This window comes from Ruegeria sp. BF7 (assembly GCF_056538605.1).
Window position 1 is genome coordinate 39,540 of record NZ_JBQFTM010000003.1, and the last position, 15,404, is coordinate 54,943.

At 58.2% G+C, this 15,404-nt stretch carries 13 protein-coding genes and 1 pseudogene; 9 read left to right on the forward strand and 5 right to left on the reverse strand.

Annotation, left to right across the window (positions count from 1 at the left end; all coding sequences use genetic code 11):
• Positions 1-87: 87 nt before the first annotated feature.
• Both ACR0IK_RS08675 and rpsO read left to right on the forward strand, forming a co-directional pair.
• Positions 88-1,146 carry a calcium-binding protein gene (locus tag ACR0IK_RS08675; protein WP_480641188.1) on the forward strand — a complete coding sequence of 353 codons (1,059 nt, stop codon included), beginning with the start codon at positions 88-90 and terminating at the stop codon, positions 1,144-1,146.
• Positions 1,147-1,289: 143 nt separating this feature from the next.
• Entirely contained in the window at positions 1,290-1,559 is a 270-nt protein-coding gene (rpsO, locus tag ACR0IK_RS08680; RefSeq protein WP_170379357.1) for a 30S ribosomal protein S15, read from the forward strand.
• Between the two features lie 149 nt (positions 1,560-1,708).
• Here rpsO and ACR0IK_RS08685 read toward each other — a convergent pair whose 3' ends face one another.
• Together ACR0IK_RS08685 and ACR0IK_RS08690 are read right to left on the reverse strand one after the other, a co-directional pair.
• Positions 1,709-3,355: a hypothetical protein gene (locus ACR0IK_RS08685; RefSeq protein ID WP_480592490.1), complete on the reverse strand. Its 1,647-nt coding sequence runs from the start codon at positions 3,353-3,355 to the stop codon at positions 1,709-1,711.
• 110 nt (positions 3,356-3,465) lie between these two features.
• Positions 3,466-5,067, reverse strand: coding sequence for a BCCT family transporter (locus ACR0IK_RS08690; protein WP_480592488.1), 1,602 nt, complete (start codon positions 5,065-5,067; stop codon positions 3,466-3,468).
• 450 nt (positions 5,068-5,517) lie between these two features.
• Between ACR0IK_RS08690 and ACR0IK_RS08695 the strand changes: the two genes are divergently transcribed.
• From ACR0IK_RS08695 to ACR0IK_RS08720, 6 genes and pseudogenes are all read left to right on the forward strand, one after another.
• Positions 5,518-6,399 carry a hypothetical protein gene (locus ACR0IK_RS08695; protein ID WP_480641189.1) on the forward strand — a complete coding sequence of 294 codons (882 nt, stop codon included), beginning with the start codon at positions 5,518-5,520 and terminating at the stop codon, positions 6,397-6,399.
• A gap of 212 nt (positions 6,400-6,611) precedes the next feature.
• The gene (gene pnp / locus ACR0IK_RS08700) at positions 6,612-8,762 is read left to right on the forward strand and encodes a polyribonucleotide nucleotidyltransferase (protein WP_480592483.1); all 2,151 of its coding nucleotides are present in this window, start codon (positions 6,612-6,614) and stop codon (positions 8,760-8,762) included.
• A 214-nt stretch (positions 8,763-8,976) separates the two neighbouring features.
• Positions 8,977-9,249: a PepSY domain-containing protein gene (locus tag ACR0IK_RS08705; RefSeq protein ID WP_480592481.1), complete on the forward strand. Its 273-nt coding sequence runs from the start codon at positions 8,977-8,979 to the stop codon at positions 9,247-9,249.
• A gap of 23 nt (positions 9,250-9,272) precedes the next feature.
• On the forward strand, positions 9,273-9,794 hold the full coding sequence (locus tag ACR0IK_RS08710) for a helix-turn-helix transcriptional regulator (protein WP_480592479.1): 522 nt from the start codon (positions 9,273-9,275) through the stop codon (positions 9,792-9,794).
• Positions 9,795-9,945: 151 nt separating this feature from the next.
• Positions 9,946-10,635, forward strand: coding sequence for an outer membrane protein (locus tag ACR0IK_RS08715; RefSeq protein ID WP_480641190.1), 690 nt, complete (start codon positions 9,946-9,948; stop codon positions 10,633-10,635).
• 69 nt (positions 10,636-10,704) lie between these two features.
• Positions 10,705-11,025 (forward strand): annotated as a pseudogene (locus ACR0IK_RS08720) (glycosyltransferase family 25 protein); the annotation flags it as partial.
• A 481-nt stretch (positions 11,026-11,506) separates the two neighbouring features.
• Here ACR0IK_RS08720 and ACR0IK_RS08725 read toward each other — a convergent pair.
• Positions 11,507-12,157 carry a peroxiredoxin gene (locus tag ACR0IK_RS08725; protein ID WP_480641191.1) on the reverse strand — a complete coding sequence of 217 codons (651 nt, stop codon included), beginning with the start codon at positions 12,155-12,157 and terminating at the stop codon, positions 11,507-11,509.
• Between the two features lie 183 nt (positions 12,158-12,340).
• Here ACR0IK_RS08725 and ACR0IK_RS08730 point away from each other — a divergent pair, with 183 nt between their 5' ends.
• The gene (locus ACR0IK_RS08730) at positions 12,341-13,780 is read left to right on the forward strand and encodes an aldehyde dehydrogenase family protein (protein ID WP_480641192.1); all 1,440 of its coding nucleotides are present in this window, start codon (positions 12,341-12,343) and stop codon (positions 13,778-13,780) included.
• A 52-nt stretch (positions 13,781-13,832) separates the two neighbouring features.
• Here ACR0IK_RS08730 and ACR0IK_RS08735 read toward each other — a convergent pair whose 3' ends face one another.
• Both ACR0IK_RS08735 and ACR0IK_RS08740 read right to left on the reverse strand, forming a co-directional pair.
• The gene (locus ACR0IK_RS08735; RefSeq protein WP_480641193.1) at positions 13,833-14,435 is read right to left on the reverse strand and encodes a glyoxalase superfamily protein; all 603 of its coding nucleotides are present in this window, start codon (positions 14,433-14,435) and stop codon (positions 13,833-13,835) included.
• A gap of 7 nt (positions 14,436-14,442) precedes the next feature.
• Complete coding sequence (locus tag ACR0IK_RS08740; RefSeq protein ID WP_480592472.1) at positions 14,443-15,294, reverse strand: methylated-DNA--[protein]-cysteine S-methyltransferase; 852 nt, start codon at positions 15,292-15,294, stop codon at positions 14,443-14,445.
• Between the last annotated feature and the right edge of the window lie 110 nt (positions 15,295-15,404).

The window sequence follows — 15,404 nt, forward strand, 5'->3', positions numbered from 1 at the left end:
TTAACCACAAGGTCAGTCTAGCTTTGACCAAGTGACTGATCACATGAGACATTTACCCTCGGACCAGCGCGTTCACGGAGGGTTCTCATGTTTTTGGTCGGATTGCTTGGACTGGCCGCCGTCGGTGGCGCTGCCTACGCCATGAGCGACGCTTTCATGCCCGAAGATGAGCCCGAAGAGGACGACATCACGGAAGATCAGGTCGACGAAGTGACCGAGGGCAATTTTCTTGAGATCAATGACAGTGTCGAAGATCCCTCGCACCCTGATGACGCCCGAGAAGTAGACGAAACCGTCAATACCGAAGACCCCGCCCCATCGACGGGGACCATTATCTCGGAATTCCAGGGCGATCTGATCATTGCCGGGACCGAAGATGCTGATGTCCTGACCGGGCAGGACGGCGTCGATCAGATTAACGGTTTCGGCGCGGATGACGTGATCTACGGCGGTGCCGGCAATGACGTACTGTACGGGGGTGAAGGTGCGGACAACATCTCAGGCGGAGACGATGACGACATTCTCCACGGTGAGGGCGGCGATGACCTGCTGAACGGGGATGAGGGGGACGACCAACTCTATGGCCATTTCGGCGCCGACCAGTTGGAGGGCGGTGAGGGCGACGATATTCTGCATGGCGGTCAGGACGATGACACGCTGGACGGTGGCGAAGGCGATGACGCGCTGCATGGCGGCTATGGCAACGACACGCTGCACGGAGGCGCGGGTGAGGATGTTCTGTTCGGCGGGGACGGTGATGACATCCTGACCGGCGACGATGCTGAGGGCGAACAGGCCACTGACTTTCTGAATGGCGGCGCCGGAGAGGACACGATCCTGGCCGATAGCGGGGATATCGTCACCGGCGGCGAGGATGCCGATGACATCATCCTTACCCCCGAACCCGAAGATGAAGCCGTGACTGTGATGGATTTCCAACCCGGTCAGGACAAGTTGTTTGTGTCATGGAATGGTGTGGACGATCCTGACGTCCAGATCGAGCAGGACGCCGAGAACGAAGACCTGACCCATGTTCTGATCGACGGTCAGGATGTGGCGCAACTGCTGGGGGCCAAGGGGATGACGGCGGATGACATCCAGCTGATCACCGAGGCCGAGTTGGCGCAGCTGACCGCGCTGGGCTGACCCGTCAGAATCCCTTTGCCATTTGCCGAAAATGCGCTTATACGCGCGCATCCGCATCGGAATCGGTGCGGTTTTCTCCATGGGCCTGTGCTGGACGACATCCCGGCCTGCGCCATTAACTCTAACCTTCAAAGGAGACCCCGATGTCGATTACTGCCGCTGAAAAAGCACGAGTCATGAAAGAATTCGGCACCAAAGAAGGCGACACCGGTTCGCCTGAAGTACAGGTTGCCATCCTGACCTCGCGCATCACCACCCTGACCGAGCACTTCAAGACCCACAAGAAAGACAACCACGGTCGTCGCGGTCTGCTGAAAATGGTCGCCCAGCGCCGTAAGCTGTTGGACTACCTGAAAGGCAAGGAAGAAGCGCGCTATCAGGACCTGATCAAAAAGCTGGGTATCCGCCGCTAAGCTCAGTGTGCATGGGCGTCAAACCCGGTTTATCTGAATTCAACGCCCGCCATTTTGGCGGGCGTTTTTTTTGGTCCTCCGCTAACCGGCAACTACCGGCCAAATCTGCAGTGAAGGCCGAAATGTGGTCCTTCTTTTTATGCGCAAGACTATTCGGCCGCCAAGTGTTTCTGACGGCAGTAACAGGACGCGCGCACCGGCACTTCTGCGCGCGCGGCGGCTTTGTCGAGTTGCAGCTTGATATGTGCGGCCTCTACGCTTTCACCCCGGCGGGTCAGACATTCGTGCAATCCGTGCAGGCTCCAGACATTTCCCGGGTGTTGGCAGGCACGGCTCAGCGTTGCATCAAGCCCCAGATCGGCGCGATAGACGGCCTCGGCCTCTTCGACCTGCCCCTGTTCAAGCAACAGGGCACCCAAGGCGTGGCGGGTCGGCTGCATCCAGCCCCAAGGCTCATCATAAGGAAGGTTATCGTCAATTTCGACCGACTTCCTCAGATGTTCGAACGCAACCTCATACTGGTTTTTGTGATACGCCAGTTCGCCCAGCATCATTTGTTCAGCCACTTTCAGGATATCGCAGCATGTGTTGTTGAACAGCATGCGGCTTTCAGGAACCTTCTCATAGGCCTGATAGAACAGGTCACGCTCGGCTTCGGCCTCGGCAATCCGCTGCTGATTGGCCAGCGCTACTGTGCGGGCATAGCGCATCATTGCCAGTGTGACGCAGTACAGGTCCTCATCTGCGGGCAATGGCTGATCAAGGATATCCTGCCAACGCCCAAACCGGATCAGAACATGCTGCTTCATCGGAATGAAGCCTTCGAACCAATCCGCCATTGGCCGCAGGGTTTCCGTAGGCAAGGTCGCGTTCAATTCTTCAGCAGCCTCCAGCGCAGCAGTCGGCTGCCCCAGGAACATCGCGCCATAGATTTTGAAATGAAAATTGTGACAACGATAGACCGAGTAGAAATTGTCCGGTCCCTCACGGTCCAGAAATTTCCGATCCGCGACAATAGCAGTGTGGTTGCGCAGAACCACATTCATGTAATCGCCGCACAGAACGTCGATATGGGTTGGCATATGCAACAGATGCCCGGCTTCGGGGACCAGTGTGCTAAGCGCATCACCCTGACGCAGCGCCCTTTCGGGGTGCGGCGACATTTCCATGAGGTGAATATACATGTGCAACAGCCCCGCGTGCTGCCATGCCCCGGGCAGGCTGTCAAAAGCCGTATCGAGGACCGAGATGGCCTCGAGCGTGTCCGCGCCTTCCGCCGGCTCGCCGGTTGGCAAATCCCAAAGCTGCCATGGCGTGCGGTTCATCAGAGACTCGGCAAACAGGGCGCAAACATCAAGATCGTCGCTAAAAGCCGCATGCACCTTGCGCATAGCGTCGGCAAAAGCATCATTCCACGGGCTGAAATCCTCGACTTCCGAAGAGGTGGGATAGCGCGATGGTAACGCGTCGATCAGCGCACGCTCGACCGCCGATAGCTGATCCCGCAGTCGGCTAGCCGCGTCGATTGAGGCCTTTGCCAGCGCAACGCAGTCCGGCTTTTCCTCATCTTCGAAGGTTTCCCAAGGCTTGTTGTAATTGGGGCCGATGCAATATGCGATGCCCCAATGGGCCATGGCGCAATTCGGATCGGCTGCCAGCGTTTTCCGAAAACACTCGATCGCTTCTTCGTGGTTATAGGCATAGGTCCACGCCAAACCGCGATCGAACCATAGCTGTGCGTCTTTGGAAGATGTTGAGATCGGTCGCGAATAAGTTCCCAGATCAAAATAGCTCATTACCTTAGACCCCCCTTGCTTCCAGAAAACCCCTTCACAGGTTTGGAACCGCTATCGGCCATATGAAAACGCCCGCCTAAGCGGCGGGCGTTTCGCGTTTCTTAACGTCCCTACATCTTTGCCCGTTCGGATTTCAGTGCCAGCCACAGGCAGTAGCACATTATCAGAACCACCAGCGTAAACGGAATGCCGGTCGAGACCGCGGCGCCTTGCAGGGCCGACAGGCCGCCTCCGAGCAGCAGGGCGATAGCGACCAGACCTTCAAGCGTGCACCAGAACACGCGCTGGATCACCGGTGCGTCCATCTTGCCGCCTGCGGTGATCGTGTCGATCACCAGCGAGCCCGAATCCGACGAGGTGACAAAGAACACCACGATCAGGATCAGCGCGATGGGGGCGATGATACCGTAAAGCGGCAGCTCTTTCAGGAAACCGAACAGCGCGCCTTCGGGGGCATAGCTGTCGATAACCGTGGCACGAACACCTTCGGCTCCGCCCGCGTTCAGCATGTCAATGGCAGCACCGCCAAAGGTCGACATCCAAAGAGCGCAAACCGCCGTAGGCGCCAGCAGGGCGCAGATCACGAATTCACGCACCGTGCGGCCTTTCGAGATGCGAGCGATGAACATGCCCACAAACGGCGACCATGCAATCCACCATGCCCAGTAGAAGGTTGTCCAGCCGTGGAAATAACTGGTGTCTTCTCGCCCGAACGGGTTCGACAATGCGGGCAGGTGGAACACATAATCCACCATCACGTTGAAATACCGCGCAATGGCTGTGCCGACACCCGTCACCACGATCACAAAAATGAACAGGCCCACGGCCATGATCATGTTGATCTCACTCAGCCGTTTGACACCCGCATCCATACCCAGCAGGACCGAGCCCAGGGCGATCATGGTGATACCAATGATCAACAAAACAACGACGGTCGGGCTGGGTTCTATGCCGAACACCTCGTTCAATCCTGCCGCCACTTGCTGTGCGCCAAGGCCCAGCGAAGTGGTCAGACCGAACAATGTGGCAAAGACCGCCAGAGTATCGATGATATGACCCCACCAACCCCAGACACGTTCGCCCAGAATCGGGTAAAACGCAGATCTGAGCGTCAGCGGCAGACCCAGATTGTAACTGAAAATCGCCAAGGCCAGGCCGACGGCGGCATAAACTGCCCAACCTTCCAGACCCCAGTGGTGGATGGTACCCACGATACCGGCATATTCATTGCCGGGTACCGCGATATCTATGCCAAGCGGGACCGCGTTACCGTCCTCAGCAAAGTTGTAGTAGACGGGTTCCATTACACCAAAGAACAGCAGCCCGATACCGATACCGGCGGCGAACATCATCGCGATCCAACCGGCATAGGAATAGTCGGGCTTGGCATCCTTGCCACCAATCCGAACCTTGCCGACGGGCAGGACGATCAGCACCAGACAGAACAGGGTGATTGCATCAACCGACAAAACCAGGAACCAGTCAAACGTGCTGGTCAGCCAAGGCCGGAGCCAGCCGAAAAACGTTGCCGCAGCTTCCTGATTTGCCAATGCGATCAGAACGAAGGCAAAAATCAGGATACTGGATATCAGGAAGACCGGATTGTGGATGTCCAGACCGAACGGGCGGACGTTATCCTGCCCCAGTTCGTACTCTGTTTCGAAATCATAGATCCGTGGATCCGGATCCAGCATTTTCTTGCTTTGAGCCATTCGATGCCCCTCTGTTCGCAGATGCAAACGCCAAGGTATTCGGGCGGCCGACGGATATGAGTGTTCTATCCCCTGGCGAGTTTCCGTCCTTTCGACCGCAGGTTCAGTGGTAACAGCCTACACTGCAACCACTTTTTCACAAAACGCATTCACATGCCGGAATATAAGCGACGGAATTAGCCATTTCCGCGAGGTGTGGACCGTAGCTTTATTGGTACGCTTGACTGATAGGTAAACCGACCCTGGACCCCATATCCCGGGTTCGCGCCTTTGGTTACTGATACCCGGAAACTCATTCATCGCGTGCCCCTTTTTCTCTTGCAAGCAACTCAACTTTGGGTAGTTCTCTGCTCCATAGTCATTCGTTGTTAGTGGCGTTTGCACGACGGAAATGCCCCGCCAGAAACCTCCTCGAACGCCCCAGAACAACCGGATTAACAGTTCGCACCCATGATGCTCATCCTCAACTCTCTTCTGCTTTCGTTCCGCGTAACACTGCGCATGATCGTCCCCGTACTTTTGATCAGCCTTGCATCAACGCTTGTCTGGACTGTTCTGGGGATCTTCACCCTCGGGATGGCCGGGTATATCAGCGAGCCGGTCACAACTGCCTTTTTCACCCTGTTCGGGATACGTACAGCCCTGGAACTGAAAGGGAAGAAACGACACACGGATTACCGAGCCATGGCCCTGTATTCGGTGTTGTATGGGTTGTTCTGTGCTGCGGTAATTACTGTACTGGCCGTTGTGGTCAAACTATCCGCAATGGCTTTTGCCATGTGGCAAGTGGGAGAGCCTCTCTCATGGACCGCCCTTCAGGATGCCGCGGAATCCACACAGATTGCATTTGCATTCCTCTCCGTAGGTAGCAGTCTGATCGTGATGTCCTTCGTACTGGCCGCGTTCTACGCGGCCATGGCCGTGCCTATGGCCAGCGCTGCACATTCCGCTGGTCACCGTGCTCCAAGTCACGCGTTTTTCAACGGGTTCGGACGCAGCTTTGTTCCACTGTTCTGCGTGTTTTTTGCCTCGCTCTTCTTGCAGCTCTATTTCGGTTTTTTCACGGCGTTATACGCCCTGTTGCCGATCCTTGTGTCGGTTGTCTCGATCGTTACGGCGCAGAGTTTGCCAAATTTCGACCTTGAGATCATTCTACGAGGGGTCGCCGCAAGCGGGGCGTTGCTGTGGCTGTATTCCTGGCTCTGGTCGATCTCGGCACTGGCGTTTCTGAAGTCCGAGGACTTCGACGCGGAAAACCCGGCACAAACGCCAGACGCAGAACCCGCGCAAGACATCCGTGCGTTGCGTAAATCGCGGGAGCGGTCTCTTTAAGGCACGAACGCGCCGTTCCGAGGCTTATCGGCGTTTTATGCCATGCGGTTTCCCTTTCCTTTGACCGCAATCTCATGTATGCGCGCGGTATCTGAGACGTTGTGCCCTGATCCCGGCACTCAGACGAAAGTAAAATGGGGTCGGCGGCAATGGGGCCGCCAAGCAAACGGGAGACCCGCAGGGGCGGGAGTGCTCCCATCTAGGATACGCACATGTTTGATGTAACGAAGAAATCTATGCAGTGGGGCGAAGAGACGCTCACACTGGAAACCGGCAAGGTTGCCCGTCAGGCCGACGGCAGCGTGATCGCGACACTGGGCGAAACCAGCGTCATGGCGAACGTGACCTTTGCACGGCAGCAAAAACCGGGTCAGGACTTTTTCCCGCTGACCGTCCACTATCAGGAAAAATACTATGCCGCCGGTAAGGTGCCGGGTGGCTTCTTCAAGCGCGAGGCGCGCCCGACCGAAAAAGAGACTCTGACCGCGCGTCTGATCGACCGTCCGATCCGCCCGCTGTTCGTTGACGGCTTCAAGAACGAAGTTCTGGTGATGTGCACCGTATTGAGCCACGATCTGGTCAACGACCCCGACATCGTTGCGATGATCGCTGCTTCGGCCGCTTTGACCATATCCGGCGCGCCGTTCATGGGTCCGATCGCCGGTGCCCGCGTTGGTTTCGAAGACGGTGAATACGTTCTGAACCCGACCGTCGACGACATGCAGGACCTGCGCCTGAACCCTGAACAGCGTTTGGATCTGGTTGTCGCCGGCACCAAAGACGCCGTGATGATGGTGGAATCGGAGGCTTATGAGCTGTCCGAGGCGGAAATGCTGGGCGCTGTGAATTTTGCCCACGAGCAGATCCAGCCGGTCATCGACCTGATCATCTCGCTGGCCGAAGACGCCGCGAAAGAGCCGTTTGAATTCGAAGCGCCGGATTACTCGGAACTGTATGCTGCTGTTAAGGCTGCAGGTGAAGAGCAGATGCGCGCCGCCTTCGCGATCACCGACAAGCAAGAACGCACCGCCGCTGTTGCAGCTGCCCGTGAAGCGATCAAAGAAGCGCTGACAGAAGAGCAGCTGGAAGACGGCAACCTCGGCTCCGCGATGAAGAAGCTGGAAGCTGGCATTCTGCGCGGCGACGTCGTTAAGGGCGGCAAGCGGATCGACGGTCGCTCGACTACCGATATCCGTTCGATCGTTGCAGAAACCTCGATGCTGCCCCGGACCCATGGCTCCGCCCTGTTCACCCGTGGTGAAACGCAGGCGCTGGCTGTGACCACGCTGGGCACCGGTGACGATGAACAGTTCATCGACGCGCTGCATGGCAACTTCAAATCGAACTTCCTGCTGCACTACAACTTCCCTCCGTATTCGGTTGGTGAAGTTGGCCGCGTTGGTGGCCCGGGCCGTCGTGAGATTGGCCACGGCAAGCTGGCATGGCGCGCCCTGCAGGCGGTTCTGCCTGCGGCGACCGACTTCCCCTACACGATCCGTATCGTGTCGGAGATCACGGAATCCAACGGCTCCAGCTCGATGGCATCGGTTTGCGGTGGTTCGCTGTCGATGATGGATGCGGGCGTCCCGCTGAAAGCGCCGGTTGCCGGTGTGGCCATGGGCCTGATCCTGGAAGATGACGGTAACTATGCCATCCTGTCGGACATTCTGGGTGACGAAGACCACCTTGGCGACATGGACTTCAAAGTGGCTGGCACCGAAAACGGCATCACCTCGCTGCAGATGGACATCAAGGTTGCGGGCATCACGCCCGAGATCATGGAGAAAGCCCTGGCGCAAGCCAAGGACGGCCGGATGCACATCCTGGGTGAGATGGGCAAAGCCCTGTCCGAGACCAACGAATTCTCGGTCCACGCCCCGCGCATCGAAACCATGAACATCCCGACCGACAAGATCCGTGAAGTCATCGGTTCGGGCGGTAAGGTCATCCGCGAAATCGTCGAGGTTTCGGGCGCCAAGGTCGACATCAATGACGACGGCGTCATCAAGATCGCCTCGCCTGACGGTGAATCGATCAAGAAGGCCTATGAGATGATCCACTCGATCGTTGCTGAGCCGGAAGAAGGCCAGATCTACACCGGTAAAGTGGTCAAGATCGTCGACTTCGGCGCCTTCGTGAACTTCTTTGGCAAGCGCGACGGTCTGGTCCACGTGTCCCAGATCGAAAACCGCCGCCTGAACCATCCTTCGGACGTTCTGAAAGAAGGTCAGGAAGTAAAGGTCAAGCTGCTGGGCTTCGACGATCGCGGCAAGGTGCGCCTGTCGATGAAAGTCGTCGATCAGGAATCCGGCGAAGAGATCGTTCCCGAGAAGAAAGAGAAGAAAGAGGAAAGCGCAGAGTAATCTGCCCTTTCATCGCAAACACGAAAGACCCCGGTGAAAACGCCGGGGTCTTTTTTTGTGGCACGGTACCCTAGTCGGGAGGACTTCGCCAAAGCCTGATTTCCCGCATAAACCTTTGTTCAAATCCCGCCATTTCAACCAAAAGCCAATCGCAACACTGTCGCATCACCCCCAGCTCACTCGCATCGCCACAACGTAAAAAAGGAGATGCGATATGGAAACGTTGAAACTGCTGACTCTAACCGGATTGATCGCAACCGCGCCCGTTCTTGCACTTGCCAATGTCGGGCTGGGTGACAAACTGGGCACCACCGAGGCTGACATCCGCACGGCCCTTGAGGCACAGGGATACCAGATCGAAGAAATCGAGTTCGAAGACGGCGAGATCGAGGTTGAACTTCTCAAAGATGGCGTGGAAACTGAACTGGTCCTGTCCAAGACCGACGGCGTGGTTACTGCCATCGAACTCGAAAAGGACGATGACTGATCGGGTGATTTCACAGGGGCCGCATGAAGCCAACTCAAACGTCATTGCTTTGGCTCCTTCTGGTGGTGCAGGCTGTCTGCGCCGCCTTTTTCATGACCGACGCGATACTGGACTGGACCGGAGGGGAAAGCGCGGGCTTTCGTCACCTGCACAGTTTTGAGCTGGTTTTGGCACTGGCCCTGATAGGAGGCCTAGCCGCGACCATTGCACTGATCCGATCCCAGAACAGGCGTGTGCGCCAGATGCAACGGCAGTTGAGCATAGCGCAGGGCGCGTTGGCACAGATCATCGATACCCAATTCAGCGACTGGAACCTCAGCGACGCAGAACGCGACGTAGCCTTGCTGTCGATCAAGGGGCTTTCAATCGCGGAAATCGCCCAATTGCGGCAGACCAAAGAGGGCACGATCAAGGCCCAAAGCGCCGCTGTTTATCGCAAGGCGGGCGTCGCCGGGCGCCTGCAATTGCTCAGCTTTTTCATCGATGAGTTGCTGTCCGAACCTTTGGTCAAACAGGGGGCTGACCGGTCAAATTCAGCACACTGACCTGTTCATCCAACGCTCCGCTCAAGGGGCGCATTTATTCACTCACACAGTCCCAAAATCCTGTGAATCGAAGTGATGGCCGCGCGCCTTTCCTTCCCATCTGCTTCGCCCACATGTGCGCCATACCAAACTCGGATCAAAGGACATGGTTATGGTTACGCGTCTCATTTTGGCCTCGGCAGCCCTGACGATCAGCGCATCGGGACTGACCGCGCAGAGCTTGTCTGAGGGCCTGTATATTCAGGGCTTTGCCGGCTACAGCCAGCTGCAGGACAGCGACTTCAGCGGCACCGTCAACGGGTCGTCGCAATCTGTGGACACGGATTTCGACGCCGGCTACGGGCTGGGTGTCGCGATTGGCACCGAAATTCCACGATGGTCCAGCGATACAATTGGTACAAGGATCGAACTGGAACTGTCTTACCGTGACGGCGACGTGGATGGCGTGGGCTTTTCGGGCAATGGGCCGGGTGCCGAAGGCAACATCTCTGGCGATGTCACGCAGACCTCGTTGTTTGCCAATGTTCTGGTTGATTTCAAACAGGCAGGCGCTTTCACCCCCTATGTCGGGCTGGGTCTGGGCGCCACCTATTCCGATGTGGATTTCGTCTATGGTCCGGGCGTGGCACTGGATGACAGTGATACGACCTTTGCGGCACAAGTCATTGCCGGTGTCGCCTATGAGATCAATTCAACCACGGCTCTGACACTGGACACCCGCTATTCCCGCGCGTTCGACGTGTCATCCGAGCGGCTGGCCCCCAATGGTGCCTCCACCGGCACGGTCGAAGACGATATCGACGCCTTCAGCGTCAATGTCGGCCTGCGCTACAGCTTCTGAGCGCTAAGGGGCAGAGTTTCTCTCCGGTTTCTCTTCCCCCCCATGGTCCCGTGTTCTATGCACGGGATCATGCGATCGTTTGTCATCCATATGTCCTCCAGCACGGCCCGTCGGCTCAATGCCGACCAGCTATGCGCCGACCTGCCCAATGCCGAACTGTTCGAAGCCGTGAACGGCCGCGACCCGGACCAGATCGCCGGGATCCAACCGCATCCGGGCAACCTGCACCGCCCCCACTACCCCTTTACTCTGCGCCCGGCCGAGATCGGCGTCTTCGAAAGCCACCGTCGCATCTGGCGCAAACTGGTCGAGGAAAAGATCGACTTGGCCGTCATCACCGAGGATGACCTGCGCATCGACCCGGGCCGCATGGCTAAGGCGTTGGACCTGCTGGCCTCGATCGCCACGCCAGATCACTATATCCGCATCCCGGTGAAGCAACGCGAGGTGCCCGCCCAAACCCTGGCCGAGCAGAACGGGTTGCGCCTGATCCTGCCCAAGGTGATCGGCCTGCAATGTGTGTGTCAGCTGGTGGGACGGCGCGCCGCCGAACGCCTGCTGGCCGCCACCAACCAGATCGACCGGCCTGTGGACACATTCCTGCAGATGCACTGGCTGACCGGCCAGCCGATCCATGCCCTGCAAGGCAGCGGTAATCAGGAGGTTGCGGGCGAAATCGGCGGCTCGACCATCCAGACCAAACCGCCGCTGTCAGACAAGCTGACCCGCGAAGTCAAACGCGCGATTTATCGGGCGCAGCTCCACCTGCACCCGCAGCGCCCGCCTGCATTATCTGACTGAAAACACCTTCGGGGAAATCGCGCGCCATGGCGCGATGGGGGGCAGACAGCCCCCCTGACCCGGCTGCGTCTTACGACGGCGCCTTGGTCTTGCGCAGGTAGGGGAAGATCGTCTCGAACTCGCCGAACTTCTCTTTCGCTTCGTCGTTCGATACCGCAGGTGGGATGATTACATCCTCACCCGGCATCCAGTTGGCAGGAGTCGCCACGCCTTTGGCCGACATCTGCAGCCCGTCCAGCGCGCGCAGGATCTCGGCAAAGTTCCGCCCCACGGTCATCGGATAGGTCATCGACAACTTCAGCTGCTTGTCCGGCCCGATGATAAAGACCGACCGCACTGTGGCGCTGTCCGCAGGAGTACGGCCATCGGGCAGGTAAGCCTCGGCGGGCAGCATGTCGAAGGCCTTGGACACGGCCAGCCCGTCATCAGCGATGATCGGGAAGCCCGGATTGACCTTGCCGTATTCTTCGATGTCTTTCTTCCACTTCTTGTGGTCCTCGACATTGTCCACCGATACACCAATCACCTTGGTGCCCCGTGCCGCCCATTCGTCGTTCAGCTGCGCCACAGCCGAGAATTCGGTGGTGCAGACAGGGGTAAAATCCTTGGGGTGAGAGAACAGGATGGCCCAGCTGTCACCGATCCAGTCATGGAACTGAATGGTGCCCTGATCCGTTTCTGCGGTGAAATTCGGAACCGTGTCGTTGATGCGCAAACCCATGGTAGATCTCCTCTCCTGTGAAAAACCCGAGTCGGTTGCCGTCAACCTAAACACTTTGTGCGATTGTTAAACCGTTTTGGGTTGGGAAATAATTTGATCAAATTGCTGCTTGCCGTACCCCGGCCCGGGTGCAAGAGTGGCCGCGAAACCCGGCTGCGGGCTATTGGCACAGGAGGATGCGCCATGATCGAAAAACGCGATTTCTATATCAACGGTCAGTGGGTCGCCCCATCGGCGACCAATGACTTTCACGTGATCAACCCCTCGACCGAGGAGCCCTGTGCAGTGATTTCACTGGGTGCGCAGGCAGACACGGATGCCGCTGTCGCCGCCGCCAAGGCCGCCCTGCCCGGCTGGATGGCGAAACCGGTCGCGGACCGGCTCGCGCTGGTCGAGAAGCTGGTCGAGGTTTACCAGACCCGTTCCGAGGATCTGGCGCAGGCGATGTCGCTTGAGATGGGCGCGCCACTGGACCTGTCGCGCAGCGCGCAGTCGGGCGCCGGGATGTATCATCTGAAGAACTTCATCCGCGCCGCCAAAGCGTTTCAGTTCGACCGCCCGCTGGGCGACCACACCCCCAATGACCGTATCATCTATGAGGCCGTCGGCGTTGCCGCGCTGATCACGCCCTGGAACTGGCCGATGAACCAGATCACGCTCAAGGTCGGAGCGGCGGCGATTGCAGGTTGCACCATGGTCCTGAAACCGTCGGAACAAAGCCCGCTGAATGCGATGATCTTTGCCGAGATGATGGACGAGGCCGGCTTCCCGCCCGGTGTTTTCAATCTGGTCAATGGCGATGGTGTCGGCGTCGGATCGCAACTGTCGGCGCACCTGGATGTGGATATGGTCAGTTTTACCGGCTCGACCCGCGCGGGTACGGCGATTTCCAAGGCGGCTGCGGATACGCTCAAGAAGGTGCATCTGGAACTTGGCGGCAAGGGCGCGAATGTGATCTTTGCGGATGCGGATGAAAAGGCCGTCAAACGCGGCGTACTGCACATGATGCAGAACACCGGCCAAAGCTGTAACGCCCCCAGCCGGATGCTGGTGCAGCGGCCGATCTATGATCAGGCGGTGGAAACCGCAGCCGAGGTGGCAAACATGGTCAAGGTCGGATCGGCACTGGAAGAAGGTCGCCATATCGGACCAGTGGTCAATGAGGTCCAGTGGACCAAGATTCAGGACCTGATCCAGATGGGTATCGATGAAGGCGCCCGTCTGGTCGCAGGCGGCACCGGCCGGCCCGAGGGGTTGAACAAGGGATACTACGTGCGGCCTACGGTTTTTGCCGATGCCAACAACCAGATGACCATCGCGCGCGAGGAGATCTTTGGCCCGGTCCTGACCATGATCCCCTTCGACACCGAAGAAGAGGCGATCGAGATCGCCAATGACACGCCCTATGGCCTGACCAACTATGTCCAGACTCAGGACGGTGCGCGGGCCAACCGCATGGCCCGCGTGTTGCGGTCCGGTATGGTGGAAATGAACGGTCAGTCGCGCAGCGCGGGCTCTCCGTTTGGGGGGATGAAACAGTCCGGGAACGGGCGCGAAGGCGGCGTCTGGGGGTTGGAAGATTTTCTGGAAGTCAAAGCTGTCGGCGGCTGGGCAGCGGAGTAGGCCAAACCCAAATTTCTGAAAAATCGGGCGAGGCCTTGTGCCTCGCCCTTTCTTACTCCGGACGCACCACAAGTTGCGGTTCGCCGTCCGATGTTTTCCGTGCAGATCGGCCATCCCAACCTACTTCACCCGTCACTCGCTGCCGAAAAGACGAAAAACTGTCGAACCGGACAACATCAACCGGTTCGTCAAATTGCAGCGTTAGACGGCGGTGGGAACCATCGCTCAATATAGTCATCCCACGGATTTCGGCAGAAAAAGACTGACCCAGGTAACGACCGGAAACGCGATCACCGACGCGCATATCCATCCGGTTCCCAACCTGCGCATGAAGGGTATTCCAGTCGCGTGCACCATATTGATGTGCGATCAGTTCCAGAGCTTTGCTGTGGGATATCTGGACGCCTTCACCCAAAAGCTTTTGGCGCAAGCGTTTAGCCTGCGCTTTAAGCTCCTGCAGCGGAGCAATTGTAGTAGGTTCATTCATCATCTGCCTCGTTTCCTTTAACGGGCGCGAGAAATGGATGGGGTTCGCATTGCCATCCGCGCGCCGTGAAAGGGCAACAGATGATTTTGACAGGGTTTCACCAAAGCCTTTGGCCGCGAACGGCAGGGGACCCAAACCTGCCGCGATCATTGGCACCGGCCAAGCCATCTGTCAATCAGGCATCCGCCTGCGCAGCCTCAAAAGCCAGCATCGCTCGTTTGACCGGCAGACCCCAATGATAGCCACCCAATCCACCGGATTTGCGCAGCGCGCGGTGGCACGGGATCAACCAGCTGACCGGGTTGCGCCCGACCGCCGTACCCACGGCCCGCACCGCCTGCGGCGAGCCCACCCGTTCCGCGATCTCAGAATAGGTCGTGACCAGGCCGGAGGGGATATGCATCAGCGCTTCCCACACTTTGATCTGCAGGGGTGAGCCGATCAGGTACAGCGGCGTCGGTTCCAACCGGTCGCTGACCGAACCAAAGGCGCTCAGCACCCAAGGACGCAGGCGCATCGGGTCCTCGACAAACTCCGCCTGCGGCCAGCGACCGAGCATGTCCTCCATCGCCTCCTCCTCACCGGTTTCGGCGCCGAAAGCCATGCCGCAGATGCCCTTGTCGGTGCCCATGACCAGCGCCGGGCCAAAGGGGCTTTCGAACCAGCCCCAATAGATCGTCAGGCCCGCGCCCTTGCGAGCGTATTCGCCGGGGCTCATGGATTCCCATTTCAGGAACAGATCGTGCAAACGACCACTGCCGGAAAGCCCCACGTTATGAGCGGTTTCCAATGTGGTGAACCGTTCGCGCAGCAGCGCCTTGGCATGGCCCAATGTCAGATATTGCTGATACCGTTTCGGCGACACGCCGGTCCAGCGTGAGAACAGGCGTTGGAAATGCGCCGGGCTCATGTCCATCTGGCGGGCCAGTTCCTCAAGGCTCAGGCCCTCGCCGCCCTGATCAATCAAATCGATCGCGCGCCGCATGACGTTGTAGTGATAGCCGCTTTCGGGGGTCTGGACGTTCATGTCTCTCACCTCATTGTCTGGGATAAAGCATAGCGCGCGGGACATGCCCTCGCGACCCGGAACATGCGCATTGGCTTTGGGCTTGTGTCAAACGCCCCTGATCGGCATTA

Coding starts and splice junctions, on each gene's coding strand:
- ACR0IK_RS08690 (WP_480592488.1), bottom strand. CDS start 5,067: ATGGCTCAAAGCAAGAAAATGCTGGATCCGGATCCACGGATCTATGAT.
- ACR0IK_RS08725 (WP_480641191.1), bottom strand. CDS start 12,157: ATGGGTTTGCGCATCAACGACACGGTTCCGAATTTCACCGCAGAAACG.
- ACR0IK_RS08710 (WP_480592479.1), top strand. CDS start 9,273: ATGAAGCCAACTCAAACGTCATTGCTTTGGCTCCTTCTGGTGGTGCAG.
- ACR0IK_RS08715 (WP_480641190.1), top strand. CDS start 9,946: ATGGTTACGCGTCTCATTTTGGCCTCGGCAGCCCTGACGATCAGCGCA.
- ACR0IK_RS08685 (WP_480592490.1), bottom strand. CDS start 3,355: ATGAGCTATTTTGATCTGGGAACTTATTCGCGACCGATCTCAACATCT.
- ACR0IK_RS08705 (WP_480592481.1), top strand. CDS start 8,977: ATGGAAACGTTGAAACTGCTGACTCTAACCGGATTGATCGCAACCGCG.
- pnp (WP_480592483.1), top strand. CDS start 6,612: ATGTTTGATGTAACGAAGAAATCTATGCAGTGGGGCGAAGAGACGCTC.
- rpsO (WP_170379357.1), top strand. CDS start 1,290: ATGTCGATTACTGCCGCTGAAAAAGCACGAGTCATGAAAGAATTCGGC.
- ACR0IK_RS08735 (WP_480641193.1), bottom strand. CDS start 14,435: ATGGCTTGGCCGGTGCCAATGATCGCGGCAGGTTTGGGTCCCCTGCCG.
- ACR0IK_RS08695 (WP_480641189.1), top strand. CDS start 5,518: ATGATGCTCATCCTCAACTCTCTTCTGCTTTCGTTCCGCGTAACACTG.
- ACR0IK_RS08675 (WP_480641188.1), top strand. CDS start 88: ATGTTTTTGGTCGGATTGCTTGGACTGGCCGCCGTCGGTGGCGCTGCC.
- ACR0IK_RS08730 (WP_480641192.1), top strand. CDS start 12,341: ATGATCGAAAAACGCGATTTCTATATCAACGGTCAGTGGGTCGCCCCA.
- ACR0IK_RS08740 (WP_480592472.1), bottom strand. CDS start 15,294: ATGAACGTCCAGACCCCCGAAAGCGGCTATCACTACAACGTCATGCGG.